The organism is Actinophytocola oryzae, from assembly GCF_004364325.1.
GTDB classification, from domain to species: Bacteria; Actinomycetota; Actinomycetes; order Mycobacteriales; family Pseudonocardiaceae; genus Actinophytocola; species Actinophytocola oryzae.
The window spans coordinates 685,457-710,034 of the sequence record NZ_SOCP01000001.1; the positions used below are offsets into that span (position 1 = coordinate 685,457).

Consider the following 24,578-nt stretch of genomic DNA (forward strand, 5'->3'; position numbering starts at 1 on the left):
TGGTCCTGATTAAGATGCACTCGGAGTGCAAATTGTTGCTCTGTCGTCAGGGAGGACGCATGGGCCGGGAACTCTCCATCGGTCGCCTCTTCGGCCACTTCGCCAGTACCCGACCGGACGCCGTGGCCCTCGTCGAGGACGGTTCGGACGACGTGATGACGTGGACCGAGCTCGACCGCGCCACCAACAGGCTGGCCCGCGTCTACGCGGCGGCGGGTGTCGGCAAGGACTCCGTCGTCGCCGTCGTGTTGCCCAACTCGGCGGCACTGGTCCGTGCGTGTGTCGCGACGTGGAAGCTCGGCGCGACCACACTGCCGCTGTCGGTGAAGCTGCCCCCGGCCGAGCGGGAGCGGATCCTCGCGCTCGCGCCGCCCGCGCTGGTCGTCGAGTCCGAAGTGGACGCGAGCGGTCTTTCCGAGGCCGAGTTGCCGGACGTCTCGCCGAAGTACTGGAAGGCGCTGACCTCCGGGGGCAGCACCGGCAAGCCGAAGCTCATCTTCAGTCACGACCGTCCGCAGTGGGATCCCAACGTGTCGGTGGTCGAGTACATGCACCCCGACGGCGTCCATCTGGTGGTCGGCCCGCTCTACCACAACGCCGCGTTCATCTACTCGATGCGCGGTCTGTTCAGCGGCAACCGGCTCGTGGTCATGCGCCGCTTCGACGCGGCCCGCGTGCTGCGCCTCGTCGAGGAGCACGCCGTGACGTGGATGCAGCTCGTGCCGACCATGATGAACCGCATCTGGAAGCTGCCCCCGGAGGTCCGGGCCGCCGCGGACCTGTCGTCGCTGCGGACGCTGCTGCACGTCGGCGGTCCGTGCGCGCCGTGGCTGAAGGAGGCGTGGATCGACTGGCTCGGCCCGGACCGCGTGATGGAGGTGTACGCGGGCACCGAGAGCCAGGGCATCACGCTGATCAACGGCCGGGAGTGGTTGTCCCACCGGGGTTCCGTCGGGAGGGCCATCCGTGGGTCGCGGTTCGAGGTGCAGGACGAACAGGGCCGGGTCGTGCCGCCGGGTGTGGTCGGCGAGGTGTTCCTGATGCCCGCGGACGGTCCCGGCTCGACCTACCACTACGTCGGCGCGGCACCACGCAGCCGCGACGGCTGGGAGTCGCTCGGCGACCTCGGCCACTACGACGAGGACGGTTTCCTGTACCTCGACGACCGCTCGACGGACTGCGTCGTGAGCGGCGGCGCGAACGTGTACCCGGCGGAGGTCGAGGGCGCGCTCGACTCCTGTCCCGGCGTGCGGGCGAGCGCGGTGATCGGCCTGCCGGACGAGGACCTCGGGCAGCGGGTGGTCGCGATCGTCGAGGCGGACCCGGACGTGACCGCCGAGGCGCTCGACGCGCACCTGACTTCCTTGTTGGCGCCGTACAAGCGGCCGAGGGCCTACGAGCTGACGCAGTCGCCGCTGCGTGACGAGGCGGGCAAGGTGCGCCGGTCCGCGTTGCGCGCACAGCGCCTGCCGACGGGGACGGCGTCATGACCGTGGACAGCTGGCGTGCGCACCGGTCCGGTGTGTCCTCCGTGGACGAGCTGGTGTCGGTGCTCGCGGTGGAACGGCTCTCGGCGACGACGTTCACCGGCCGCAGCACGAGTGTGCCGTCCCACCGGGTGTTCGGCGGCCAGATCCTCGCCCAGTGCGCGGTGGCCGCGGCGCGGACGGTCGCCCCACCCGCGGTCCTGCACTCGGTGCACGCGTACTTCGTGCGTGCGGCGCGGCCGTCGGTGAAGTTCCACTTCGAGGTGACGACCCTGCGCGACGGCCGCTCGTTCGCCGTGCGCCGGATCGACGTGTCGCAGGACGACGAGATCGTGACGTCGATGACCGCGTCGTACCAGGTGCCGGAGGAGGGCATGGCGCACCAGGACGTGATGCCCGCCCGGCCGGCGGCCGAGGAGCTTGCCGGGAGGACGCCCTTCTACGTGGCGGCGGACGGGCCGGCCCGGGCGGGTGCGGTCGAGCTGCGTTCGTGCCCGCCCGGGTCGCCGGGTGAGCCCGCTTCCTCGATCTGGATGCGGATCACGGCGCCGCTGCCGGACGATCCGCTGCTGCACCAGGCGATGCTGATCTACCTGTCGGACTTCGGGATCATGCACGGCGCGTTCCAGCACCACGACGTGGACCGGACGCAGGTCCGCTCCGCGAGCCTCGACCACAGCATGTGGCTGCACCGCGCGGGCCGCGCGGACGACTGGCTCCTCTACGAGAGCAGGAGCCCGTCGGCCGCGGCAGCGAGAGCAATGGGACAGGCGAACCTCTTCACGGCAAACGGAACATTGCTGGCAACGGCGAGCCAGGAAATGCTCGTCCGCCGCATCACGGCCCCACTGCACTGAAGGCGTCCTTCGTAACACCCAGGCCGGACCCACCGCGGGGGCGTCGGCGACGGCACGCCCTGTGTTCCGGCCAGTGGACCCGGCCCCACTGTACCGAAGGACGCCTTCCTAACGCCCAGCGTTAGGAAGGCGTCCTTCAGTACAGGCGGGTCGGGCGGGCGGGGTCAGACGGTGCCGTTCTCCCACCACCACGAGCGGCCCAGATCGGCGCGGCTGTCGACGTGCTGGTGGTCGGTGTTGTAGGTCTCGAGGCCGGAGAAGCCGCAGGTTTCCGACTTCTGGTAGACGGTCTTGTTGGCGACGCCGGGGACGTTGAGGTCGGCGGCGGTGCCGTAGAGGTGCATGCTGTCGCTCGCGCCGCCGATGTCGGCGTTGTGCTGGATGCTGCGGAAGCCCGAGTTGACCGTGATGGGCTTGTTGCCGAGCTTGAGGCGCAGTGCCTCGAGCTTGTACATGCAGCGGCGGACGTTCTCCTTCGTGCTCGCCGCGCTCAGCTTGCCGCCGTTGAAGGTGCCGCTCACCCGGTCGGTGAACTCGCTGAAGTTGAAGTGCACCGTCGAGCCGTCGGACTGTTCGAGCGCGTTGAGCTTGGTCTGGGTGGCGGGGCCCGCGACGCCGTCGGCGCTGAGGCCGTACGCGGCCTGGAAACGGCGGACGGCCGCCGCCGTGCCCGGGCCGAACTCGCCGTCGATGGACACGCGGGTCTGGCTGGCACTGTCGGCCGCGTAGCCGGCGACGCGGATCTGCAGCTCGGTGATGTCCGCGCCGGTCATGCCTTGCTGCATGGTGCGGGTCCAGCTGTAGGCGTTCGCGACGCCGGGGAGAAGGACGGGGGCGAGGACGGCACCGGCGCCTGCGACGAGCGAGCCGCGAAGCATGGTGCGTCGGTTGATGAACGCAGGGCGAGGCATCTTGTTCCTTCCTGACTATGAACAAGCACTCCGCGTTGGAAGGTTACTAGAGCGGGTGAACTTTTCCAGACCTGTTGCAAACTAAGTTGAGATTTTTCTGTGGTCGGGCCCGTCACCACCGGTGGGCGCCGGTTCGCCCACTGTGCACAGATCACCGAACGCCCCATCCGGCGAGCGCGGCCGTGTGATGATGCGACCATGAGGCGGTGGTTGGCGGCGGCGTTGGTACTGGTGGTGGCCGGGTGTTCCGCTCCGGTCGTCGGCGACCCGGTGAGCGGCGGGAACCCTCCCGCGACGGCCGGGTCCACGCGGTCCGCCGGGCCCACCGAGTCCACTGAGGACACCGAGGACACCGAGGACACCGAGGACACCGAGGACACCACGACCGACCGTCCCACCACGACCGAGGACGAGCCGTCGCTCGCCGCCCCGCCCACCTCGATCGACCCGAACGCGCCCGCCCAGTACTGCGACGGCACGATCACGGGTGCCCTCGGCAAGGCGATGCAGGTGGTCGTCATCGAGACACCCGCCGGGCGGGTGAACTGCGACCAGGCGGGCGCGGTGCTCGTCGACTACTACGCCGAACGCCCGAACCCGGACCCGGCCTCCGACCCGATCGAGGTGGCGGGCTTCGCGTGCGACCAGGTGCCGGAGCCGGACATGCCGCAGGTCATCTGTGCGGACGGCGCGTCGCTGTTCTACTCGATGTGGGTCCAGGGCGGCTGACCTGCGGCGGCTGCGGGGACGCGAGTGGACGCCCTCCCCGAGGTGGTCCTAGAGTCAGCGGCGAACCCAGGAGGAGCACACGATGTCGAAGCGCACCAGCAAACGAGCCACTCGCCGCAAGAAGGGCGCGAACCACGGCAAGCGCCCGAACGGGTCGTAGCCGCACCGAGCGAACCCCGGGAACACGCCCCGGCACCCCCTGGCCGCATGACAGGATAGCGGCCAGGGGGTATTGCTGTGTCTCGCATTCATCCGACCGCTGTCGTGGCATGCGACGCGGTCGTCGCCGATGACGTCGTGATCGGGCCGTACGCGGTGGTTCACCCGTACGTGCGACTGGCGGCAGGCGTCCGGGTCGACGCACACGCCGTGCTGGGCGGAGATCCGCAGGACCTGTCGTTCGCGGGCGGCGTGACGTGGCTCGAGGTCGGCAGGGACACCGTGATCAGGGAGGCGGCGATCGTGCACCGGGCGACCAGCCCGGACGTGCCGACCAGGATCGGCGCGTCGTGCCTGATCATGGGGCAGGTGCACGTCAGCCACGACTGCCACCTCGGCGACCGCGTCGTGGTGTCGCAGCGCACCGCGCTCGCCGGGCACGTCACGGTCGAGACCGACGCGGTGCTCGGCGGGATGACCGCGGTGCACCAGCACGTCAGGATCGGCAGGCGGGCCATGGTCGGCGCGCTGGCCAAGGTGACCCGGGACGTCCTGCCGTTCTGCGCGGTCGACGGCAACCCGGCGACGCACCGCGCGCTGAACGTCGTGGGGCTGCGGCGGGCCGGGGCGTCGGCCGAGGACCTCAGGGTGCTGCGCCAGGCGTACAACCGGGTGCGCGCGGGACTGTCCCCCGACGACCGCGCCGGCCTGGCCGGTCAGCTCGCCGAGTTCCTGGACGTGCCGTCGCCGCGGGGGATCGCCGCGTTCGGCCGGGTTCGCGGGGTGGCCTGATGTGGACCCTCGCCGAGTTGGCACCACTGCTCGGGGCCTCCGTCGGCAGGTCACCCGACTTCGCCGTGGCACGGCCGGTCCCGTACGACTCCGACGACCCACACGGCCTGGCCTACTGTGCGAGCGCCCGGTACGCACGGGAGGCGGCACGGCACGCGGTGGGCGCGTTGGTCCTGCCACCCGACCTCGAACCCGATCGCCCCTGCCTGTACGCCGAGAACCCCGGGGCCGCGTTCGCGCGTTTCCTCGCGCTGTACCGGCGTCCGCTGCCACTGGCGTCCGGGGTGCACCCGACGGCGGTGGTCGACCCGGCGGCCGAGGTGGCGCCGGGGGCGTCGGTGGGGCCGTACGCGGTTGTCGAGCGTGGCGCCCGGATCGGGGCCGGGGCACGGGTTTTCCCGTTCTGCTACGTGGGTGAGGACTGCGTGGTCGGGGAGGAGACCGTGCTGTACCCCCATGTCGTGCTGTACCAGGACGTGCGGGTCGGGGCGCGGTGTGTGGTGCACGCACACGCGGTGCTCGGCGCGGACGGCTTCGGCTTCGCGTGGGACGGCACCCGTCAGGTCAGGATCGAGCAGGTCGGCGGGGTCCGGATCGGCGACGACGTCGAGATCGGCGCGGGTTCCGCCGTCGACCGCGCGACCAGCGGCACGACGGGGATCGGTGCCGGGACCAAGCTGGACAACCTGGTGCAGATAGGACACAACGCCGACGTGGGTCCGGACACGCTGATCTGCGGCCAGGCCGGGGTGGCGGGCAGTGCCGTCGTCGGGCGGCGGGTGACCATGGCGGGCCAGAGCGGTGTGGCCGACCACGTCACGGTCGGCGACGGGGTGACACTGGCCGGACGGGCGGTTGCGAGCCGGGACATCGACGAACCCGTTGTGCACCACGGGTTCCCGGCCCGCCCGGACGGGTTGCGGATAGCGGCCGCGCTGGCCGAGCTACCCGGCCTGCGCGACCGCGTCAGGCAGCTGGAACGCCTGCTGGCGGAATGATCCACCGCCGTGCGACCGTGCGGGCACCGGTGACCATGACCGGCCGCGGCCTCCACTCCGGGCGCCCGGTGACGGTGACGATCCACCCCGGCGACGACGGCATCGCCTTCCGCTGCGGCGGTGCTCGCGTGGCCGCCACCCCGGCCGAGGTCACGGACACCCGCCTGCGCACGGCGCTGGGCCACGTCGCCACGGTCGAGCACCTGATGAGCGCGTTCGCGGGCGCCGGCGTGACCGACGCCGAGGTCGAGCTGACCTACCCGGAACTGCCCGCCCTCGACGGCAGCGCCGCCGCCTTCCTGGCCGTGCTGCACCCGAGTCCCCTCACCGACACCGAGATCGCGCTGCCACGCGACGAGGTCGTGGTCGAGACACCGGAGGCGTCGATCAGGGTCCGGCGGGGGAGCGGGGTGTGGAGCTACACCTTCGAGCACGGCCCCGCCGTCGCGACGTTCACCTGCCGACTGCCCCGCGACTACCGCGACGGGGTGGCACCCGCACGGACGTTCGCCGCCGCGGAGCAGGTGCCGGCCATGGCCGCGGCGGGGCTGGGTCAGGGGCTCGACACGTCGTCCGTGCTGCTCCTGACCCCGGACGGCTACGCGAACCCGCCACGCTTCCCGGACGAGCCGGCCAGGCACAAGCTGCTCGACCTGGTCGGCGACCTCTACCTGACCGGTATCCCGCCGGGTCTGCTCGACGTGACGGCCTCGTTCGGCGGTCACACCGCCAACGTCCGGATGGCCGCACTCCTGGGTGACAGCGTGAAGTAGCGGCCCGAGAGGTGCTCAGCGGCCGTCCGCCGGGGTCCGAAACTCACGCCGCCCTCGATGTCGCGAGCCTGGACGACGCGGCCGGACACCGGTGCCCGAGATGTTGTTCGCGACGCCGCCGGACTCCGCTCGCTGCCGGGGCATGTGCACCTCCCACGTCACGTGGAGCCGTCTCCGGCCTGCCGTGGAACTTCCGCTTGACGAGGTCGTACAACGCGCTGACGCAGGTGCGGGCCAACGCCGCCGCGATCGACATCATGATCGGCTCCGGCATGTCTTCGCCCTCGCTGAGACGTTCGCGGTAATGACCTCGGCCGGTCGGGCGTGGGAAATCGCGCGGTGGCGGAGTTCCGAGGTCCCGCGTGCCAAGCGACCCCCCATCCCGCATCGTGAACGGCAGTATTCCCCACCATCTTGATAGCCCGCCATTCCGGCCGAGGCAACCGTTCGTGCTTCTTCCCCTCGTGCAGAGCAGTCGGTTTTCTTCCGACACGTTTGTGGTCGCTTTGCCTTGTCGGCGCATGATCTTGTCGTTTGGGTGCATCCCGTCCATCGGCGTGAGGGGCCTGTCGGGCGATGGTCGTCCCCTCGATGGAGGGATTTATTCCTGGCCGAACGCCGCTTTCCCGCCCGCAGGCGCTGTCTGGGGATGTGAAGGGCCAATTGGAGGTGCCCAGCGGGGTCCGTCGTTCCTACGTTGGAGTTACCCGGGTCGAGGGCCCCGGGCCAATAGAGGGAGACGGTTTCATGAGAGCACGATCCCTGCTCGTGACCATGGTCGCCGTCGCCGCTACCGCGGTGGCCGGTCTCGTCATGCCGGCCACCGCGGGAGCGGAGACGCCCGGCGAGGCGACCCCGTTCATCGTGGGTGGCGGGAACGCGACCGAGACCTACTCGTTCATGGTGTCACTGCAGAGCAGCAGCGGCGGCCACTCGTGCGGTGGCTCGCTGATCAAGGCGAACTGGGTGGTCACGGCCGCCCACTGCGGCACGCCCTACCAGGTGCGCGTCGGCAGCAACAACAGGACCAGCGGCGGCACCGTCGCGCGGGTGTCGCGGCGGGTCGGCCACCCGTCGGGTGACATCGCGTTGCTGCAGCTGGCGACGTCGGTGAGCCAGGCGCCGGTCGTGATCGCGGCCAGCTCCGGTGCGGTCGGCACCCAGAGCCGGATCATCGGATGGGGTCAGACCTGCCCGACGAGCGGTTGCGGTGGCGCGCCGGTCACCCTGCAACAGCTGGACACGGCGATCGTCAGCGACGGTGAGTGTTCCGGTGGCGGCATCAGCGCCGCCAGCGAGATCTGCACCGACAACCCGAACAACAACGCGGGTGCCTGCTACGGCGACTCCGGCGGCCCGGAGATCAAGCGGGTCAGCGGTGTGTGGCAGCTGATCGGCGCCACGAGCCGCTCCGGCGGCAGCGCGACGTGCGCGCGTGAACCGTCGATCTACGTTGACGTGCCGTACTTCCGCAGCTGGATCACCCAGTACACCGGTGCGCTGTAGGAACTCCGTGAGAGGCGGTCCGTCCCCGCGCGGGTGGGGGCGGACCGCGAAAATCGTGACTAGTATCACAGGCATGGACTACGCACACGTCGTCGTGACGTTCACCACCGACAGCAAGAAGCTCGCCGACACCATGGCCGCCGAGGTCGCGGGCACCGAGCAGACCTGCTGCGCGCACATCGAGGGCCCGATCCGGCGAGTCCACCGCTGGCACGGCCACAAGCACGCGACCGAGCAGTGGCGGGTGGAGATCGAGGCCACCGCCGACGGGTCCGACGCGCTGGTGGAGCACATCACCTCCCATCACGGCGACGAGGTGCACGACCTCGTGGTGACCGACAACGTGCACCACCTGGTCGGCGAGGGGTAGCACCGGTTCCCCGCTACATGAAGTTCCTGGTGTGCAGCGCGGACAGCGCCGCCGCCTCGTCGGCGTGGAAGCCGAGCCGCACGAGCCTGCGCTGCCTGCCCTGATCCATGACGTGCTGCAGCTCCTGCACCCGCCGGTGTCCCGCGGCGATGTCGTCCGGCGCCCAGCTCCCGGCCGCCAGGACCACCAGCGCGTCGAACACGTCGGCGTTGAGCCCCGCGGTGTCCATGAGCGCGTCGTGGCGGTGGTGGATCGCCGCGCGGAGCCGGTCCTTCAGCCCTGGGTCCACAGTGGACTGGTGGGCGAGGTGGGCCATGCCGAACACCACGTGCCGCCGCTCGTCGCGGCCTGCGAGCCGGCAGATCCGGCGGGTCACCGGGTCCGGCGCGGTGTGTTCGAGGAACGCCAGCAGGTCCACGAACGTCCCCTCGCCGAGCACCGACAGCAGGAACGACGCCAGTGCGAAGTCCGACTCGGTGACGAGCGTGAACAACGACGAGCGCCCGCCTGCCGACGACGTGCCCATCTCGGTGCCACGCAACAACGCCCGCCGCGCGAACACCGACATGTGCCGTGCCTCGTCGGCCATCTGCACGGCCAGGAGCTGCACCACCTCGCGGAAGTGCGGGTGGATCCGCCCGACGAACCTCGCGGGCACGATCAACGCGGCCTGCTCGTTCTCCACCAGGTAGGTCATGACCTGCACGACCGCGGCCTCGACGTCCGGCGGCAGGGTGAACTCCGCCGACCACGGCACCGCCTGCTCCGGGTCCCACTGGCGCGCCGCGGCCTGCGCGTAGAGCTTCGGCGCGATGTCGGCCCAGACCAGGTCCTTGTCGTCCAGGTCGAACATCGGTTCCGGGCCGCCCTTCTCCAGCAGCGCACCCCGCACGCCGAGACCCCAGCTCGCGGGTGGCCTGCCACGCAGGTCCTCCGGCTCGGCGAGCCCGGCCCGTTCCGCACCCCGCCAGCGCGCGTCGTCGGCGTCACCACGCACGACCACGGCCACGCCGTCGTCCGTCGACTCGACCCGGTGCCCGCGCCCGCGTGCCCACGCGGGCAGGTGCACCCGCAGGGCCGGGTCGCGGCCGTGCACCGTGACCCGCCCGCCCGGCGGCAACCCGTCGAGTGCCCGCTGGACGAGCAGGTGGGCGCCCTCGGTGAACCCCAGGCCGGCCAGGTCGACCGAGGCCTCGGGTGTCACGGCCGGTACTCCGCCGCCGTGACCCGGCCGTCGTCGGAGTAGAAGCCGGTCGCGGTCACCTCGGCGTCGAGCGCGGCGTACCCGGTGGTGCGGCCGGGAAGCCACGCGGTGAGGCCCTCCAGGTCGAGCAGCCTGCGTACTTCCACGTCGCCGTAGGACATCGACGACAGCAGCGAGCCGAACAGCTCGACCGCCTCGCCCGCACGGCCCTCGACGACCGTCATGTTGCAGTGGTCGAACGGCACGGTCTGGGTGAGGATCCTGGTGCCCTCCGGTGGCAGCGTGCCCTCCTTCGTGAACGCCAGGTGGTTCGCGTCGACCATGCACGCCGCGTCGACCTGCCCGGCCAGCATCGCCCGCGCCGCGTCCCGCTCGCCGCCGACGTGGTCGCCGTGCAACCCGACACCGACCTCGAACCGGCGGACCGTCGGCTCGATCCCCTGTGCCCGCAGGTGTCCCAGCGGTATCAGTGTCGCCTGTGGACTGTCCACGGCGCCGGTGCCGACCGTGCGCCCGGCCAGGTCCCCGACCGTGCGCACCGGCGAGTCGGCCCGCACCACCACGACCGAGCTGAGGTCGCGGTCGGTGTCGCGCATCGTCAGCGCCTGGACCTCCAGGCCCTCCGCCCGCGCGAGGCGTTGCGCGCGCAGCCACGCGAGCGGCGAGTTCCACGCCGCGTCGACGTGGCCCGCGACGAGGTCCTCGACCTGCCGCTCGTAGTGGGAGTACAGGACGAAGTCGAAGTCGAGCCCGTGGTCGGTGAGCCAGGCGCGGAAACCCTCCCAGATCGTCACCACCTTGGGGTCGTAGGCGACCGCGCCCATCAGCAGCGCCGGGGTCACCGGTTCGCCTCGTCCAGCAGCGGCAGGCCGGTGGTGACGCGGCCGACGAAGTCGTGCAGCGCGTCGGTGGTCGGCGCCATCACCCGCGCCGCGCGCGAGTCGCGGAACCGCCGCTCCAGCCCCAGTTCCTTGCGGAACGCGCTGCCGCCGCACAGCCGCATGGCGCCGTCGGTGACGTCGGCCGCGGTTTCCCCGGCGAGTGCCTTGACCTCCAGCACCCGCAGGGTCGCGTCCTCCCGGCCGGTCTCGAGCGCGGTGAGCGTGTCGCCGAGGAACGCGCGCAACGAGTCGGTGCGGATGCGAAGGACGGCGAGGTCCCGGCGGGCCACGGGTGCGTCACGCAGTGCGGCGCCGGTGTGTTGGAGCGTCGTGGCGGTCAGGTGCCTGCTCGCCTCCGCGACCGCGCTCTCGGCGAGACCGAGGCAGAAGGCCGCGTTGAGGACGAGGAACCACGGCAGCGCCACGGTGAGCGCGACGTCGAGCCCGGCGCCGTCGGCGCCGAGGAGCACGTCCGGGGACACGGTCACGCCGTCGGCGGTCATCGGGCGGGATCCGTTGCCGCGCAGGCCGAGCCCGTCGAACCCGCCGGAGACCTCGAGTCCCGGGAGACCGCTCGGCACGAGCCACAGCGACATGCCCTCGGCACCGGACAACGGCAGGCTCGACCAGACGTAGCTGTCCGCGTGTGCCGCGGAGGTGACCCAGCTCTTCCTGGCGTCGAGCCGCACACGGTCGCCGTCGGCGGTCGCGGTGCCCAACGGGGCCCAGAAATGGCTGCGTGAGCCGAACTCCGAGAACGCGAGCGTGGTCAGGTGGTTCCCGGCGGCGATCGCGCGCCTGACGTCGGCGGGACCGTGTGCCTCGATGACGGCGGTGCCCGCGTAGTGCATCAGCAGGACCATCGCGGTGGAGCCGCATTCGGCGGCCAGCCGTTCGATCACCTCGGCAGCCGCACGCATGCCCTGCCCGCCGCCCACGTCCGCCGCGCTGGTGAGCCCGAGGAACCCGGCGCGGCCCAGTGCCGCGATGTTCTCCTCGGGGAACTCGCCCGCCGAGTCGACCTGTCCCGCGTTGCGCGCGACCGTGTCGGTGATCAGAGCGTCGAGTTCCGAGGCCTGTGGGAGAGTGGCTGTCATGATCCAGGTCCTTTCGCGATAACCGTGTGCTTCGTTGCGGTTCGGCGGTGGTTCTGGTGGGGGTGAGTAGCATCGGCCGCATGAGCCAGGCGGCGTTGAAGGCACTCGGGTTGATCGAGGCGGCGGCGCGGTCCGCGGAGACGGGCCTCGGCGCGATGGACGCCGCCGAGATGGTCGGGCTCGACAAGTCCACCGCCTCCCGCCTGTTGAAGACCCTCACCGACGCCGGCTGGCTGATGCGCGATCCCGTGTCGCGCCGGTACTTCCCCGGCCGCGTGCTGATGGGTGTCGCGCACGCCACGGGTGTCTCGCCCCGCCTGCGTGCCGTGCTCGACGCGACGATCGCCCCGCTGCGGGACGCGATCGGCGAGACTGTCGTGCTGCACCAGCGTTCCGGCGCGTCCCGGGTCAGCGTCGCGGGCTACGAGAGCCGCGAGGAGATCCGGACCGGCTTCGTGCTGGGGGAGGCCCGCCCCCTCACCAGAGGTCCGTCGGGGAAGGTGATCCTCGCGCTGTGTGATGAGCCCGCACCGGAGGATCTGGCTCCACAGCTGGACTTCATCCGCGCGCACGGCTACCTGTCGACCGATTCCGACAGTCTGCCCGGCGTTTCGGCGGTGTCGGTGCCGGTGTTCGACCCCGCCGGGGTCTACGGGGCGCTCACCGCCGCCGGGCCCGAGGCGCGGTTCGACGCCCGGCGGCGGGCCGGGCACGTGGCGGAGCTGTTCGCGGTGGCCCGTCAGGTCACCCAGATCCTCGGTGGCACGACGGAACACTATGCGCGGTGGGCCACTGTGGACGGTCAGTCCGTCGGGTAGCGCAGGGCCACCTGTCGCACGCCGAGATCCGCAGGCAGGGAGTCCATGATCACCGACGCCATCAGGTCCTTGGGGACCAGGCACTCGTCGCACGCCTCGGGTGTGGCGACCACGCGCAGTTCCAGCACCTCGTCCCTGCGGTCCTCGACCACGAGGTCGTAGCCGTCGGACTGCAGACCCTCCCGCAGGCCCGCCAAGGCGGTCATCGTCTCCGTGTCACTCATGTGTATCCCATTCTCATCTGATGAGAGTCAGTATCACTAGGTGCAACACGAGTATCTGCCGTGGCGCGACCCGAGTCAATGGGTCAGCGCAGGTCGCGCGGGTCGATTTCCCTGGTCACGGTCTTGGCGGAGCTGCTGGAGAAGCACACGACCGAGTGCTTGCCCTCGCCGCCCGCCACCACGACGTTGAGGGCCTCCGGCGTGTCCAGGCCGCGGACCATGCCGTCCCGGAAGACCTCGGGGAACCGGCCGCGCCTGCGCCGCACGACCTCCAGCAGGCGGGGCGTGAAAGCGGTCTCCGGGGCCCAGGACCGCTCGTACAGCTCCCGCTGCACGTCAGCACGCGACAGGCCCTCCTTCGCGATCAGGCCGGCGTGCTCGGGGCCGAGCAGCACCGTGACGTGGCCGCCGTTCTGGAAGGTGTTCGTGCCGGACACGGTCAGCGAGCCGGCCAGGTTGGTGAGCACCTCGTCACCGGAGGTCGACACGCTGTCATAGTGGTTGAGCAGGGAGGCCACCCCGGTGACGGTCAGTGCCGACGCCGCGTCGACGCCCCGGCTCGCGGCGAGGGTCTCCCATGGACTGTCGGCCTCGTTCTCGGCGAGCACCATGCCGAACTTCGCCTGCTGGCCGTGGGTGGCCCGGTCGACGGCGCCGGGCAGCGCGCCGCCGATGTTGATCAGCGCGAGCCGTAGTGCGCGGCCGGTGGTGATGTTGCCCCGGTGCCCTGGACCGAGGTAGCCGCGTCCGCTGGTGAGCCCGGCGCGGGCGGCGGCGGGGCCGCTCACGATCACGGCCGGGGTCACCGGGTTCGTGGTGACCTGCACGGCCGTCAGGTTGAACACGGGCTCGACCAGCGCCTGCACGGCCGCGATCACGACGGCCAGCGACTCCGGCCGGGCTCCGGCCATGATCGCGTTGATGGCCAGCGCACGCACGGTCGCCTGGCCCCAGCTCGGCGTGATCGCGCCGATCACCTCGTCGGGGTCGCGGTCGGTCGAGCGGAGGAACTCCGCCAGGCGCGCCCTGGTCGGCGGGATGACCGGCAGGCCGTCGCCGATCTCCTCACGCTCGGTGAACCGCAGCCACTCCTCCGGGTCGTCGGGCAGCTCCCACATCTTCTCGCGGAAGGCCATCACGGCGTCCCGAGGAGGGCGAGGACGTCGGCCAGCACCTGGTCGGGCACCTCACGCTGTAGCAGCTCGTCCCGGGGCACCGACCCGAACGGGTGCGGCACGACGACCATCCGGACGTCGGGCAGCCCGAGCGAACCGGCCACCTTGCCCGCGAGCGAGGCGAAGGGTCTGCTGCACATGACCACGCCCGGCACCCCCAGGGTTTCCAGCTCCACGATGTCGCGGCAACTCCGCGTCGCGCAGGAGCCTCAATCGCCCATCGCGGTCAGCACGAGGTCACACTGGCTGGTGAGCTCCTCGAGCTGGGCGGGGGTGAGCGGGTCGGACGGGACGCGCTTGCGGATCGGGACCAGGTGGACGCCGTGGCTCGCGGACAGCCGCTCCCCGAGCCAGTCGAGCAGGAACCAGGCGTTGGCCTTGCTGTTGTCGACGAGGCCGATGGTGATGCCCTCGAGCGAGCGCGGCGGGGGCGTCAGCGTGACCGCCGCGGGAGCCGCGGGGGAGCGTGGGTCGAGGAACTCGACGGTCATGAGAAGCCACCTTTGCCGCCATGTCAATGTACGCAACATTGATCAACGTATACGAATCATAGGTCCGGTGGCCCGACCGTGCAAGGCGTTCAGTCTCCGATGTGGACGTTCACGGAGTAGATCCGTTCCATGGGGCCGCTTCGGTACGCCTCGATCGCGTGCGCGACCCAGCCCGCCGCCCGCGAGAGGACGAAGATCGTCTCGCCGGAACCCGGTGCCATGCCGAGGACGTAGGTCATCGCGGCGAGCGCGAAGCCGGCGTTGGGGGCGGGAAGTCCGCGCCACTCCTGGGTCTTGATGACGTTCTCGACGGTGGCGAGCCGGTCGGACTGCGGCGAGCACCGGCGCAGGCGGGCCAGCAGGTAGGCCGCGCGGACATCGCCGGTCGGGTAGACCTGGTGGCCGAAGCCGGGAATCGCCGCACCCTGGCGCAGCCGCATGCCGAGTGACTCCTCCACGGTCGCGGCCGACTTCATGTTGTGCAGCAACGACTCGATGGCGAGTGACGCGGAGCCCTTGACGGGGCCGCTGCCGACGTCGATGCCCAGCCTCAGCAGCCCGCTCGGCTCGACACCGGCCCGGGCTGCCGTGCGGACCACGTGGGTGGCGGCGGCGAGGTCGTGGTCGGCGAGCATGACCATGGCCGCGTTCAACAGCTTCAGCTCGGCCTCGTTGGGCGCCCGGTCGCACAGTCGTGACCACAGCAGTGCGGCCATCGGCGACGCGGGTGCGTCGAACGTGGTCGTGTCGACCGGCTCGGACTTCGCGGGGAGCGCGGTGAGCATCGTCGCGAGCGTGCGCTGGGCGGTGGTGGCGACGACGTCGGGGCTCACGTCCCAGGTGGGCGGTTCGACGGCGGCGATGCACGCGGCGATCACCTTCACCTGGTCGACCGGCAGCGCGCTCGCGGGCAGCGTCTTGATGACCTTGCGGCAGAAGCGTTCGGTGGCGGGCGAGGACAGCCACGGCGTCCCGGCGGTGTCGAAACCCCACAGCAGCCTGGCGACCTCCTCGAAGGTCGCGCTCTCCGCGAGATCGGTCGCCTTGCGGCTGCGGTAGAACAGGGCCTCGGGCGTGATCAGCGTGATCTCGGACTCGACGCCGTCGGGCGGGACATTCTCCTTGCCGCGGCGAACCTTCGCGGACAGCCGGTCGATGTCGGCCAGGCGGAACAGGCTGCCCCGGCCACCCGCGGCCTTGCGGCTGGTGAGGCGCCCCCGGCTCACGTACGCGTAGACCGTCTCCTTCTTCACGTTGAGCCGGTCGGCCGCCTCGTCCGCGGTCAGCCAGACACCCGTGTCCTCAGTCATGTCGCGGCCCTTGTCTGCATACGTTGATTGATGGATCAACCTACCACGTTGTCACCCTTTCGCGTCCTTCTCTCGCGCCACGCCGAGGGCACCAACAACGACGTGCCCCCGACGGCCAGGATCGCGCCCAGCACGAAGCTCGCCCCCACCCCGGCGACCGAGGCGGCGGCGCCGAACGCGATGGGCGTGAGGAAGTCCGCGAGCCGGTTGCCGGTCAGCCGCAGGCCGACGGCCATGCCGAGCTGGTGCGGCGGTGCCGAGCCCGCGATGACCGCCATCGACAACGGCCTGCCGGTGCCGAACGCGAGCCCGAGCGTCGCGGTGAGCAACGCCAGTACCACCACCGACGAGGACAGCGGCATGGCGAGCAGCGCGCACACCACGACCAGGCCGACGACCGTCATCAGCGTGTGCCTGCCCCATTTGCGCACGAGTGTCGGCATCACGAGCCTGGCGGCGAGACCCGCGCCGGAGAACAGGCTGAGCACCCAGCTCAGCTGCTGCACCGACAGGCCGGCCTCGTCCTGGAGGTAGATGGGCAGGAACGAGATCCGCAGCATCTCCGGCACCGACATCAGGCAGCTGATGAGGATCGCGATGCGCATGGACCGTGTCCGCAGCAGGGTCAGCGCCTGGCTGCGACCGCTGACGCGTTCCGGTGCGGCCACCGGCTTCCCGGCGATCGAGGGCACGGTCAGCGTCACCCCGCAGGACAGCACACCGAGCGCCGCCGCGCACAGGAACAGGGTGTGGTAGCCGGACACCGCGATGAGGATGCCTGCCACGATCGGGCCGAGGATCTGTCCTGCCGACGCGACCAGGGTGTACACGCTGAAGTGCTTCTCGGCCGTGCCCTTCTCGGCGAGTCCGGCCACCCTGGCCTGACCGCCGAGCATGATCATGAGCTGGCCGGTGCCCGCGAGGACCTGGGCAGCCAGGACGACCGTCAGGTTCGGCCACAGCCACAGTGCGACATAGGCGAGAACGGACAGCAGGGAGCCGAAGAAGAACACCGCGCGGATCCCGTGCCGGTCGGAGATCAGCCCGATCGGCACGGCCAGCACCATCGGGGTCAGCGCGGTCGCGGCGGTGATCACCCCGATGTCGGCGAGGCTCGCGCCGAGGCTCCCGGCGTACAGCGGCACGAACGCCTTCACCATGTGGTTCTGCAGGTAGTGGATGAACGAGAACGCCATCACCGGGCTGAGGCGAGCGAGTGTGCTCATCCCAGCAGAGCCGTCAGCTCGGTGAGGTCCTCGACCTCCTCCAGCCGCTCGACGACGTCGACCAGCCGCGTCACGCGGTCCTCGGCGCCGACCGAGGCCAGACAGTCGGCCACCTTGAGGATCCGGGCGTCCCGGTCCATCGGCCGCGCGACGGAGCCCGGGAAGCTGTGGCAGGTCTCCCGCAGCTCCCGCCCGTCGTGGGTGTGGACGGTGACCCTGGCCCAGGTGTCGAGCTTGTCCTTCGGGATGTCCGGGTTCTCCCGCAGCACGACCTTCGGCAGCGTCTGCTCGACGGCGGGCGAGAACCGGACAGCGTCGGCGAACGTGCCGATACCGACCCGGTCCTGGACCAGCGCCGCGGTCACGCAGTACTCGTAGCTGAACTTGCCGTCCAGGCCGGTGGCGGGCGCGGGCCTGGACAGGTCCGCGCGGTACAGCGGCGGCTCCACCACGACCGCCGCGATGTCCTCGGCGGACAGCCGGTGGCGGGCACGCAGCGTCGCGGCGGCGTCGATCGGCCACTGCATGTAGATCTCCGCCGGGTAGGGCTTGATCGAGAAACCGGGATCGACGAGGTGGAACCGCTTGCCGATCCCGTCGGTGACCGCGTCCCAGTCGGCCTCGCCTGCGAACAGCGCGTCGGCGAACCCCCGGTGCGCGTCGAGGATCTCGGTGTTGCTGGTGACCCCGAGCGCGGCGAGGTCCGCGCACTCGACGCCCGCGCGTGCGGCGCCCCCGGGGTGCAGGGCCTTGGCCATCGTCCCGTTGTTGGCGAACAGGCCACCCGCGCGGGACGCGGCGAGCCCGAACGCGGTGGCCGCGGCCACCGCGTCGAGGCCCAGCACCGACGCCGCGGCGGCCACCGCCCCGAGTGGTCCGACCACGCCGGGCGGGTGGAACGACCGCGACGCGGTGCGCTCACCCGCCGTCCGCAGCCGCTGCTGGACGTCCCAGCCGACCGCGTACGCGGTCACCAGCGCCGCCCCGGACGCGCCGGTGCGCTCGGCGAGCGCCAGCGCGGCGGGCAGGATCGAGGAGGTGCCGTGCGCGGACGGGTAACCCTGGACCTCGTAGTCGAGGCAGTGCCCGGCCACCCCGTTGACGAACGCGGCCAGGGCGGACGGCAGCTGTCGCCCACCGACCACTGTGGACTCCGTAGTGCCGCCCTGCGCGGTCGCCCAGCAGGCAACCCGTTGCGCCACCGGCTGGCCCGCGCCCGCGACGATGTTCGCGAGCCCGTCGAGGATCGCCACCTTCGCCGCGGCGACCACCTCCGCCGGCAGCTCGCCAGGGCTCGTCTCCGCGACGAACCCCGCGAGCCGCCCGGTCGGTGTCATGCCGGCGCCGCCGCCGAGCGGGCCGCGTGCTCGCCGGCGATCCGCCCGAACACCGCGCCTGCCATCATGCCCGAGCCGGAGGGGTAGTTGCCGTGCCAGAGGCCGCCGAGCATCTCGCCCGCGGTGTAGAGGCCGGGGATCGGCCGGCCCGCGGTGTGCTGCACCTGCGCGGTCTTCGCGTCGACCCGCAGGCCGCCGAAGGTGAACGTGATCGCGCAGCACACGCCGTAGGCCTCGAACGGGCCCTCCTCGATGCTGATCGAGTAGTTGCTCTTGTCGATCGCGAGCCCCGAGGTGTGCTTGCCGTCCAGGGTGAACGGGCTCGGGTCCAGCTTGCCCGGCTGGATCGCCGCGTTGTACTGCGTGACCGTGGCGCGCAGCTTCTCCGCGGGCACGCCGATCTTCGTCGCCAGTTCGTCCAGTGTGGCCGCCGTGACACCGGTGGCGTTGTTGCGGTCGTAGTCCTCGAGCAGGCCGAGTCCGCGTGCCTTCGAGTCGAAGAGCTGGTAGGCGACGCCGCCGGTCTGCGCGCGCACCGACCAACCCATCTTCGCGTAGGTGCGACCACGCACGTCGCTGCCCTCGTCGACGAACCGCTCGCCCTCGAGGTTCACCATGATGCTGTACGGGTAGGCGTAGCGGCTGGTCCGCATGCCGCCGTTCGGCACCGACGACGGCAGCGTGTACGCGGGGCGGTCGATGTCCTGCGGCGACGCGTGGCAGGACGTGAAGCTGCCGTAGGGCATCGCGCCGATGGCGAGTGCCGCGTTGATGCCGTCACCGGTGTTGTAGGGCACGCCGCGGTTCTTGACCGTGTCCCAGCCCGCGCCGAGGTACTTGGCCCGCATCTCCGGGTTCGCCTCGAAACCGCCGCACGCCAGGATCACCGCCTTGGCGCGGAAGGTCGTGAAGCCCTCCGGGGTGAACGCCCGCACCCCATCGACCTCGCCGCGCCTGTTCACGATGATGTCGGTCATCGAGGCCTCGTAGTGGATCTGGCCGCCCGACTTCTCCACGTTGCCGAAGTGCCGTTCCTGCAGCCGGTACCCGCGGCCTGCCATCTGGGTGGTGTTGCCCGCGGTGGCGGCGATGTTCGGCACCCACGCGTGCCCCTTGCCGCGCAACCACTTGATGGTCGGGTAGGCGTTCTCCACGTGCGTGGTGAGCAGGTCCTTGTCGGCCTTGCCCGCGGTGGTGCGGATGACCTCGTCCCACAGGTCCTCCTTGCCACGCCGGGGAAGGCGGTCGTGGATCACGGCGAGGTCGTCGGGGTTCGGGTCGTCGATGAGCACGGCGAGCTCGTCGACGTTCTCGTACGGGAACCGCATGTGGCCGGTGAGCGCGCTGTTGCCGCCGCGCTCGTCGCGCGGCGCCTTCTCCAGGACCGCCACGGACGCGCCGAGGTCCAGCGCGGCCTGCGCGGCGCAGAGCCCCGCGTTGCCGCCGCCGACCACGACCACGTCGTAGTAGTACTCGTCTTCCATCGTCGATCCCTCTCTCAACTGGGTCGTGGCGGGTCAGGTCAGGACGTCCGACTCGGCCAGCTCGGTGATCTCGTTGTCCGACAGGCCCAGCAGTTCGGTGAGCACCTCGCGGGTGTGCTCGCCGAGCAGGGGAGCGGGCCGGTGCAGCCCGCCGGGGGTCACGGAAAGCCGGAACGGCGGTGCGCCGTACAGGGTGGTGCCCATCTCGCGATGGCGCAGGTACTGCCAGTGCTCGCGGTGTGCCAGCTGCGGGTCGTGGCGCACGAGGGCCTCGGTGTCCCGCACGACACCCGCCGGGATGCCGCGTCCCTGCAGCACGGCCATCGCGTCCTCGGCGCGCCAGGTGGCGAGGCGTTTCTGTACGGCGGCGTCGACCTCGGCCGCCGCCGCCCGCCGACCCGCCTCGTCCGTCCACTGTGGCGGGGCGCCCAGCGCCAGCTCCTCGGCCAGCGCGCGCCACTCCGCGTCCGTGCGTACGGCGACGGCGAGCCACTCGTCCTCGCCCGCGCACCGGTAGATGCCGTGCGGACACCACGTGGGGTCGGTGTTGCCGCGTGCCGGCGGGTCGACGCCGTTGACGGTCCACTCCATGATGGACGGTGCGATCGCCGCGATCGTCGGTTCGGTCTGGGCGATGTCGATGAGCTGGCCCTCGCCGGTGCGCCGCACGTGGCGCAGTGCCGCGAGCACGGCGAACGCCGCATGGCACGGGTTGGGCACGTGGTCGGGGTAGTTGGTGCCGGTGCCGACGGGGTAGCGGTCGGGCAGGCCCGTGAGGTGGGTGAGGCCGATCAGCGCGGTGATCGTGAGGCCGTAGCCGAGGTTGTCCTTCTCGGGGCCGGTGGCGCCCTGCATGGACATCGACAGGTAGACCACCCTGGGGTTGACCGCGCGCACCTGCTCGTAGCCGAGGCCGAAGCGGTCCATCACCCCCGGCCGGAAGTTGTTGGCCACGACGTCCGCGGTGGCCGTGAGCCGCCGCGCCAACTCTTGGCCTCGGTAGTCCTTGAGGTTGAGGGTGATGCCGCGCTTGCTGGTGTTGCGCTCGGCGAAGTAGCCGCTGCGGTCGACACCGCGGACCCCGCCCGCGAACGGCGCGCCGACGCGGAGGCTGTCGAGGTGTTTCGCGCTCTCCACCTTGATGACGTCCGCGCCGTGGTCGGCGAGGAGCTTCGTGGTGAACGAGCCCGCGCCGACCCACGTGAAGTCGAGCACCCGCACTCCCGCCAGCGGCCCGGTCACGCCGCACCGCCGACCGTCAGCTCCGCGCGGACCTTCGCCGTGTGCTCACCGGGTGCGGGCACGCCGCCCCGGCTGTGCCACGGCGTCGCGCCGAGCACGTAGGGCGGTCCAGGTGCGAGCATCTCCAGCCCCGACGCCGTGACGGTCGTGCGCAGGAAGTCCCGGTGGCGCAGCTGTTCACTCGCGGCCACGTCCGCGGCCGTGTTCACCGGGCACAGCGGGATGCCGAGACCCTGCGCGTCCCGGTACAGCCCGATCCGGTCGCGGGACGCGGCGAACGCGCCGAACACGGTGCCGAACGTCTCCTTGGCCTCGGACGTCTCCAGGTAGGCGCGGTCGGTCCACTGTGGAGCGGCGAGGTCCGCCGCGCCAGGCACGCCTTCGGCGGAGAGCCATTCGACGAGCCGGTCCCAGAACCGGCCGGACGCGATGCCGCCGACGTAGAGGTAGACGTAGCCGTCGGTGCACGGGTACAGGCCGGTGCCTGCGTGGCGTTGCATCCCGTCCGGCCTGCCACGCACGATGCCTTCCAGGTCGAGGTACTGGGGCGCGTTCTCCAGCGCCATCGACACGCACTCCTGGATCGCGACGTCGACGTGCTGGCCGGTGCCGGTGCTCTCGGCGTGCAGCACGGCCATCATCGAGGCGACGGCGGCGAACAGGTTCGCCATCACGAGCGCCTGGTTCGCGGGCGGCCGTACCGGCGGCCCGTCGGCGTACCCGCCGAGCGACAGCAGCCCGCCCAGCGCCAGGCACACGAGGTCGGTGCCCGCGAACCCCGCGAACGGGCCGGTGCGGCCGAACGGCGTGATGCTGGTGACGACCAGGCCGGGGTTCGCGTGACACAGCTCGGCAGGCCCGAGTCCTGCGGCCTCGAGTTCGCCCGGGGTGGTGCTCTCCACGAACAGGTCCGCCGTGGCGAGCAGTCCTCGAAGGAAGTCCCGACCGCCGGTGACGCTGTACTTGCCCGCGTTCTCGTAGGCGAAACGCAGGCTCTCACCCGTGGCGTCCGCGAGCGGTGGCTCCGTGCGGCCCGGCGCGCCACCCGGCGGCTCCACGAGGAACACGTCGGCGCCGAGGTCGGCGAACAGCCTGCCGCAGTAGCCACCCACGGGACCGGCCAGCTCGACGACCCGCAGACCGGCCAGCGCGGCGGCGGTCACGACGGATCCTCGTGGCGGAACTGGTGGATGGTCACGCCCGGCGCTACCTCGGTGAAGGTCACCTGGACCGCGTCGCCGACCCGGACCTCGCCAGGCGGCACACCGACCACATTGGACAGCAGGTGCGGTCCCTCGGCCAGCTCGACGATCGAGACGTTGTACGGGACCTCGGTCGCGAAGGCCTTGTTGTAGACCTGGTGGAAGACGACCGTCGAGAACACGGTCCCGCGCCCCGACAACGCCTCCCACTCGTAGTCCGACGACAGGCACTGCGGGCAGACGGTCGCGATCGGGTTGCGCAGGTGCCCGCACGCGGTGCACCGCTGGAGCCGGAGCGCGCCGTCGGCGAGGCCGTCCCAGAACGGGCGGCTGAGGTCGGTCGGGGTGGGCAGTGGCCTGGTCATCCCGGTCACCGCCCCGGGGTGAGGACGAGGGCGTTGGCGTTGTTGAGCGCCATGCCGCGACCGGTCACCAGGCACACCTCGGCGTTCTCGACCTGCCGCGGCCCGCACTCGCCTCGGATCTGGCGCACGCCTTCGACGATGTGCAGCCAACCCTCCATGTAGGACTCCGACAGGTTGCCGCCCGCCGTGTTGACCGGCAGCTCGCCGCCGAGCTGGATGCGCCCGCCCTCGACGAACGACCCGCTCTCACCCGGCTTGCAGAAACCGCCGTGTTCCAGCCACAGCAGGACACTCATCGTGAAGTTGTCGTAGAGCTGGGCCACGTCCACGTCCTCCGGGCCGATGCCGGCCATGGCGTAGGCGTTGTGCACCGCCGTGCGCTGGTGCGGCAGCGTGAGCCAGTCCGGGTTGCCGATGGTCTGGTTGGTGTGCGCCTGCCCCATGCCCGCGATCCGCACCGGAGGCCGGCGCAGGTCCTTCGCCTTGTCCGCGGCCGTCACGATGACGCACACGCCGCCGTCGGAGATCAGGCAGCAGTCGAGCAGGTGGAACGGCTCGACGATCCAGCGTGAGGCCTGGTGGCCGGCGACCGTGATGGGTTCGCGCATCACCGCGTTCGGGTTGAGCGAGGCGTGGTAGCGGCAGGCGACGGCCACCTCGCCGAGCTGTTCGCTGGTCGTGCCGTAGACGGCCATGTGCCGGCTCGCGGTGAGCGCGCTGTTCGCCGCCGCGGCGAACATGCCCCAGATGCCCCACGAGTCACCCCAGCCGGACGCGCGGTCGAACCGGCTGCCGCCCGTGCGTGCCGCGTCGCCGAAGACACACGCGACAGTCGTGGCGAGGCCCGCCTTGATCTGCGCCGCGGCCATCTGCACCAGGCCGCCCGCGGTGGCGCCCCCCATGGTCATACTGCCGGTGACGAGTGGGTTGACGCCCAGCTCCTCCCCGAGCCGCAGGAAGTTCAGCGCGCCCTCGGGTGCGGTGGTGCCGGGGAAGGTCAGCAGGCCGTCCAGGTCCGATTTGGACAGTCCGGCGTCGTCGAGCGCGGCCTTCACCGCGTCGACGGCGAGTGACAGCGACGTCGAGCCGGGGAGCTTGCCCTGCGGCGTGGCGCCGACCCCGACGATCGCGACGTCCGTGGTCATGTTTCTCCCTTCAGCGTCCGGTGAAGCGGGCGGGCCTGCCCTCGGTGAACGCGGCGCGGCCCTCCGCGCGGTCGTCCGTCTCGCGGATGAGCCCGAAGGCCGCGTGCTCCAGTCGCATGGCGACCTCCAGCGGAGCGTCCAGTCCTCTGTGGACCAGTTGCTTGATCGCACGCACGGACAGCGGCGCGTTGGCCGCGATGCGTGTGGCGATCGCAAGCGCCCGTGGCAGCAGCTCCTTGCCGGGCAGCACCTCGCTGACGAGGCCGGCCCGCAGTGCGTGGTCCGCGCCGATCCGGTCGCCGGTGAGCAGCATCTGCATCGCGAGGGACTGGCCGACGGCGCGGGGGAGGCGTTGGGTGCCGCCCGCGCCGGGGATGCTGCCGACCCGGACCTCGGACAGCCCGAACGAGGCGTTGCCCGACGCGAGCCGGATGTCGCAGGCGAGCGCGATCTCCATGCCGCCGCCGATGGCGTAGCCGTTGACGGCTGCGATGAGCGGGATGCCCGCCTCGTCGAGACCGGCGAGCAGGTGGTCGGATCCGTTGCCGCCGAACAGGTCCGCGGCGAACGCGTGGTCCGGCTTCGGGGTGGCGGTGAGGTCGGAGCCCGTGCAGAAGGCCCTCGTGCCCGCCCCGGTGATCACCGCGACCCTGATGTCCCGGTCGGTGGCGAGCCTTTCCCACGCCCGCTTCAGCTCCGCACGCATCGGCCGGTCGATCGAGTTGTGCTTCTCCGGCCGGTTGAGGGTGAGTACGGCGACCCCTTCGTCAACCTCCATGTCGACCGGCATCGCTC

26 protein-coding genes are annotated in these 24,578 nt (G+C 71.3%); 10 read left to right on the forward strand and 16 right to left on the reverse strand.

The annotated features are described in order from the left end of the window. The first annotated feature begins 59 nt into the window (after positions 1–59). Positions 60–1,490, forward strand: coding sequence for an AMP-binding protein (locus tag CLV71_RS02895; RefSeq protein ID WP_133900950.1), 1,431 nt, complete (start codon positions 60–62; stop codon positions 1,488–1,490). Continuing rightward, on the forward strand, positions 1,487–2,344 hold the full coding sequence (locus CLV71_RS02900; RefSeq protein ID WP_133900951.1) for an acyl-CoA thioesterase: 858 nt from the start codon (positions 1,487–1,489) through the stop codon (positions 2,342–2,344). The genes CLV71_RS02895 and CLV71_RS02900 overlap by 4 nt, the downstream gene beginning before the upstream one ends. Before the next feature lie 164 nt (positions 2,345–2,508). Here the strand turns inward: CLV71_RS02900 and CLV71_RS02905 are convergent, their stop codons facing one another. Then, positions 2,509–3,255 carry a D-Ala-D-Ala carboxypeptidase family metallohydrolase gene (locus tag CLV71_RS02905; RefSeq protein WP_166663895.1) on the reverse strand — a complete coding sequence of 249 codons (747 nt, stop codon included), beginning with the start codon at positions 3,253–3,255 and terminating at the stop codon, positions 2,509–2,511. A 198-nt stretch (positions 3,256–3,453) separates the two neighbouring features. On the opposite strand from CLV71_RS02905, the gene CLV71_RS02910 reads away from it, so the two are divergent. The 7 genes from CLV71_RS02910 (at position 3,454) to cutA (ending at position 8,582) form a co-directional block, all read left to right on the forward strand. Beyond that, the gene (locus CLV71_RS02910; RefSeq protein ID WP_133900952.1) at positions 3,454–3,984 is read left to right on the forward strand and encodes a hypothetical protein; all 531 of its coding nucleotides are present in this window, start codon (positions 3,454–3,456) and stop codon (positions 3,982–3,984) included. 82 nt (positions 3,985–4,066) lie between these two features. Beyond that, entirely contained in the window at positions 4,067–4,144 is a 78-nt protein-coding gene (locus CLV71_RS50575) for a 50S ribosomal protein bL37 (protein ID WP_414638095.1), read from the forward strand. A gap of 104 nt (positions 4,145–4,248) precedes the next feature. Beyond that, complete coding sequence (locus CLV71_RS02915; protein WP_208297351.1) at positions 4,249–4,935, forward strand: acyl-ACP--UDP-N-acetylglucosamine O-acyltransferase family protein; 687 nt, start codon at positions 4,249–4,251, stop codon at positions 4,933–4,935. Then, positions 4,935–5,933 (forward strand): UDP-3-O-(3-hydroxymyristoyl)glucosamine N-acyltransferase, encoded by a 999-nt coding sequence (gene lpxD, locus CLV71_RS02920; protein ID WP_133900954.1) that lies wholly within the window; start codon positions 4,935–4,937, stop codon positions 5,931–5,933. Before CLV71_RS02915 ends, lpxD begins: the two co-directional genes overlap by 1 nt. Further along, positions 5,930–6,706: a UDP-3-O-acyl-N-acetylglucosamine deacetylase gene (locus CLV71_RS02925; RefSeq protein WP_133900955.1), complete on the forward strand. Its 777-nt coding sequence runs from the start codon at positions 5,930–5,932 to the stop codon at positions 6,704–6,706. Before lpxD ends, CLV71_RS02925 begins: the two co-directional genes overlap by 4 nt. Positions 6,707–7,453: 747 nt before the next feature. After that, entirely contained in the window at positions 7,454–8,212 is a 759-nt protein-coding gene (locus tag CLV71_RS02935) for a S1 family peptidase (protein WP_133900956.1), read from the forward strand. Positions 8,213–8,285: 73 nt separating this feature from the next. Continuing rightward, positions 8,286–8,582 carry a divalent cation tolerance protein CutA gene (cutA, locus tag CLV71_RS02940; RefSeq protein ID WP_133900957.1) on the forward strand — a complete coding sequence of 99 codons (297 nt, stop codon included), beginning with the start codon at positions 8,286–8,288 and terminating at the stop codon, positions 8,580–8,582. Positions 8,583–8,595: 13 nt separating this feature from the next. Here cutA and CLV71_RS02945 read toward each other — a convergent pair whose 3' ends face one another. From CLV71_RS02945 to CLV71_RS02955, 3 genes are read right to left on the reverse strand one after another with little or no spacing between them, the layout of a single operon-like run. Next, the gene (locus CLV71_RS02945) at positions 8,596–9,786 is read right to left on the reverse strand and encodes a ferritin-like domain-containing protein (RefSeq protein ID WP_133900958.1); all 1,191 of its coding nucleotides are present in this window, start codon (positions 9,784–9,786) and stop codon (positions 8,596–8,598) included. Continuing rightward, a complete protein-coding gene (locus CLV71_RS02950) occupies positions 9,783–10,628 on the reverse strand; it encodes a phosphate/phosphite/phosphonate ABC transporter substrate-binding protein (RefSeq protein ID WP_208297352.1) in 846 nt (281 codons plus the stop codon). Before CLV71_RS02950 ends, CLV71_RS02945 begins: the two co-directional genes overlap by 4 nt. Then, complete coding sequence (locus tag CLV71_RS02955) at positions 10,625–11,764, reverse strand: acyl-CoA dehydrogenase family protein (protein WP_133900959.1); 1,140 nt, start codon at positions 11,762–11,764, stop codon at positions 10,625–10,627. The genes CLV71_RS02950 and CLV71_RS02955 overlap by 4 nt, the downstream gene beginning before the upstream one ends. Before the next feature lie 80 nt (positions 11,765–11,844). Between CLV71_RS02955 and CLV71_RS02960 the strand changes: the two genes are divergently transcribed. After that, positions 11,845–12,582: an IclR family transcriptional regulator gene (locus CLV71_RS02960; protein ID WP_133900960.1), complete on the forward strand. Its 738-nt coding sequence runs from the start codon at positions 11,845–11,847 to the stop codon at positions 12,580–12,582. Here the strand turns inward: CLV71_RS02960 and CLV71_RS02965 are convergent. The 12 genes from CLV71_RS02965 to CLV71_RS03025 form a co-directional block, all read right to left on the reverse strand. Beyond that, positions 12,567–12,806, reverse strand: a complete 240-nt coding sequence (locus tag CLV71_RS02965; RefSeq protein ID WP_133900961.1) for a hypothetical protein — start codon at positions 12,804–12,806, stop codon at positions 12,567–12,569. The two genes, CLV71_RS02960 and CLV71_RS02965, sit on opposite strands and share 16 nt — an antisense overlap. A gap of 83 nt (positions 12,807–12,889) precedes the next feature. After that, positions 12,890–13,942 carry a hypothetical protein gene (locus CLV71_RS02970; protein ID WP_133900962.1) on the reverse strand — a complete coding sequence of 351 codons (1,053 nt, stop codon included), beginning with the start codon at positions 13,940–13,942 and terminating at the stop codon, positions 12,890–12,892. Continuing rightward, entirely contained in the window at positions 13,942–14,511 is a 570-nt protein-coding gene (locus CLV71_RS50580; RefSeq protein ID WP_424923860.1) for a UGSC family (seleno)protein, read from the reverse strand. The genes CLV71_RS02970 and CLV71_RS50580 overlap by 1 nt, the downstream gene beginning before the upstream one ends. Before the next feature lie 50 nt (positions 14,512–14,561). After that, entirely contained in the window at positions 14,562–15,782 is a 1,221-nt protein-coding gene (locus CLV71_RS02985; RefSeq protein WP_133900965.1) for a citrate synthase, read from the reverse strand. Positions 15,783–15,817: 35 nt separating this feature from the next. Continuing rightward, on the reverse strand, positions 15,818–17,008 hold the full coding sequence (locus CLV71_RS02990; RefSeq protein WP_133900966.1) for an MFS transporter: 1,191 nt from the start codon (positions 17,006–17,008) through the stop codon (positions 15,818–15,820). Beyond that, positions 17,005–18,345, reverse strand: coding sequence for an MmgE/PrpD family protein (locus tag CLV71_RS02995; RefSeq protein WP_133900967.1), 1,341 nt, complete (start codon positions 18,343–18,345; stop codon positions 17,005–17,007). The genes CLV71_RS02990 and CLV71_RS02995 overlap by 4 nt, the downstream gene beginning before the upstream one ends. Next, positions 18,342–19,829: an FAD-dependent tricarballylate dehydrogenase TcuA gene (tcuA, locus tag CLV71_RS03000; protein WP_133900968.1), complete on the reverse strand. Its 1,488-nt coding sequence runs from the start codon at positions 19,827–19,829 to the stop codon at positions 18,342–18,344. Before tcuA ends, CLV71_RS02995 begins: the two co-directional genes overlap by 4 nt. Positions 19,830–19,862: 33 nt before the next feature. Beyond that, positions 19,863–21,071, reverse strand: coding sequence for a CaiB/BaiF CoA transferase family protein (locus tag CLV71_RS03005; protein ID WP_133900969.1), 1,209 nt, complete (start codon positions 21,069–21,071; stop codon positions 19,863–19,865). Then, entirely contained in the window at positions 21,068–22,234 is a 1,167-nt protein-coding gene (locus tag CLV71_RS03010; RefSeq protein ID WP_133900970.1) for a CaiB/BaiF CoA transferase family protein, read from the reverse strand. Before CLV71_RS03010 ends, CLV71_RS03005 begins: the two co-directional genes overlap by 4 nt. Continuing rightward, positions 22,231–22,638, reverse strand: a complete 408-nt coding sequence (locus tag CLV71_RS03015; protein WP_133900971.1) for a Zn-ribbon domain-containing OB-fold protein — start codon at positions 22,636–22,638, stop codon at positions 22,231–22,233. Before CLV71_RS03015 ends, CLV71_RS03010 begins: the two co-directional genes overlap by 4 nt. A gap of 5 nt (positions 22,639–22,643) precedes the next feature. Continuing rightward, positions 22,644–23,783 carry a thiolase family protein gene (locus CLV71_RS03020; protein WP_133900972.1) on the reverse strand — a complete coding sequence of 380 codons (1,140 nt, stop codon included), beginning with the start codon at positions 23,781–23,783 and terminating at the stop codon, positions 22,644–22,646. Between the two features lie 10 nt (positions 23,784–23,793). Next, positions 23,794–24,573 (reverse strand): enoyl-CoA hydratase/isomerase family protein, encoded by a 780-nt coding sequence (locus tag CLV71_RS03025; RefSeq protein WP_133900973.1) that lies wholly within the window; start codon positions 24,571–24,573, stop codon positions 23,794–23,796. Positions 24,574–24,578 lie beyond the last annotated feature (5 nt).

What these genes read in the sequence shown, in the direction of transcription:
- CLV71_RS02895 (WP_133900950.1), top strand. Translation starts at nt 60, where the DNA reads ATGGGCCGGGAACTCTCCATCGGTCGCCTCTTCGGCCACTTCGCCAGT.
- CLV71_RS02900 (WP_133900951.1), top strand. Translation starts at nt 1,487, where the DNA reads ATGACCGTGGACAGCTGGCGTGCGCACCGGTCCGGTGTGTCCTCCGTG.
- CLV71_RS02905 (WP_166663895.1), bottom strand. Translation starts at nt 3,255, where the DNA reads ATGCCTCGCCCTGCGTTCATCAACCGACGCACCATGCTTCGCGGCTCG.
- CLV71_RS02910 (WP_133900952.1), top strand. Translation starts at nt 3,454, where the DNA reads ATGAGGCGGTGGTTGGCGGCGGCGTTGGTACTGGTGGTGGCCGGGTGT.
- CLV71_RS50575 (WP_414638095.1), top strand. Translation starts at nt 4,067, where the DNA reads ATGTCGAAGCGCACCAGCAAACGAGCCACTCGCCGCAAGAAGGGCGCG.
- lpxD (WP_133900954.1), top strand. Translation starts at nt 4,935, where the DNA reads ATGTGGACCCTCGCCGAGTTGGCACCACTGCTCGGGGCCTCCGTCGGC.
- CLV71_RS02925 (WP_133900955.1), top strand. Translation starts at nt 5,930, where the DNA reads ATGATCCACCGCCGTGCGACCGTGCGGGCACCGGTGACCATGACCGGC.
- CLV71_RS02935 (WP_133900956.1), top strand. Translation starts at nt 7,454, where the DNA reads ATGAGAGCACGATCCCTGCTCGTGACCATGGTCGCCGTCGCCGCTACC.
- cutA (WP_133900957.1), top strand. Translation starts at nt 8,286, where the DNA reads ATGGACTACGCACACGTCGTCGTGACGTTCACCACCGACAGCAAGAAG.
- CLV71_RS02955 (WP_133900959.1), bottom strand. Translation starts at nt 11,764, where the DNA reads ATGACAGCCACTCTCCCACAGGCCTCGGAACTCGACGCTCTGATCACC.
- CLV71_RS02960 (WP_133900960.1), top strand. Translation starts at nt 11,845, where the DNA reads ATGAGCCAGGCGGCGTTGAAGGCACTCGGGTTGATCGAGGCGGCGGCG.
- CLV71_RS02965 (WP_133900961.1), bottom strand. Translation starts at nt 12,806, where the DNA reads ATGAGTGACACGGAGACGATGACCGCCTTGGCGGGCCTGCGGGAGGGT.
- CLV71_RS02970 (WP_133900962.1), bottom strand. Translation starts at nt 13,942, where the DNA reads ATGGCCTTCCGCGAGAAGATGTGGGAGCTGCCCGACGACCCGGAGGAG.
- CLV71_RS02985 (WP_133900965.1), bottom strand. Translation starts at nt 15,782, where the DNA reads ATGACTGAGGACACGGGTGTCTGGCTGACCGCGGACGAGGCGGCCGAC.
- CLV71_RS02990 (WP_133900966.1), bottom strand. Translation starts at nt 17,008, where the DNA reads ATGAGCACACTCGCTCGCCTCAGCCCGGTGATGGCGTTCTCGTTCATC.
- CLV71_RS02995 (WP_133900967.1), bottom strand. Translation starts at nt 18,345, where the DNA reads ATGACACCGACCGGGCGGCTCGCGGGGTTCGTCGCGGAGACGAGCCCT.
- tcuA (WP_133900968.1), bottom strand. Translation starts at nt 19,829, where the DNA reads ATGGAAGACGAGTACTACTACGACGTGGTCGTGGTCGGCGGCGGCAAC.
- CLV71_RS03015 (WP_133900971.1), bottom strand. Translation starts at nt 22,638, where the DNA reads ATGACCAGGCCACTGCCCACCCCGACCGACCTCAGCCGCCCGTTCTGG.
- CLV71_RS03020 (WP_133900972.1), bottom strand. Translation starts at nt 23,783, where the DNA reads ATGACCACGGACGTCGCGATCGTCGGGGTCGGCGCCACGCCGCAGGGC.
- CLV71_RS03025 (WP_133900973.1), bottom strand. Translation starts at nt 24,573, where the DNA reads ATGCCGGTCGACATGGAGGTTGACGAAGGGGTCGCCGTACTCACCCTC.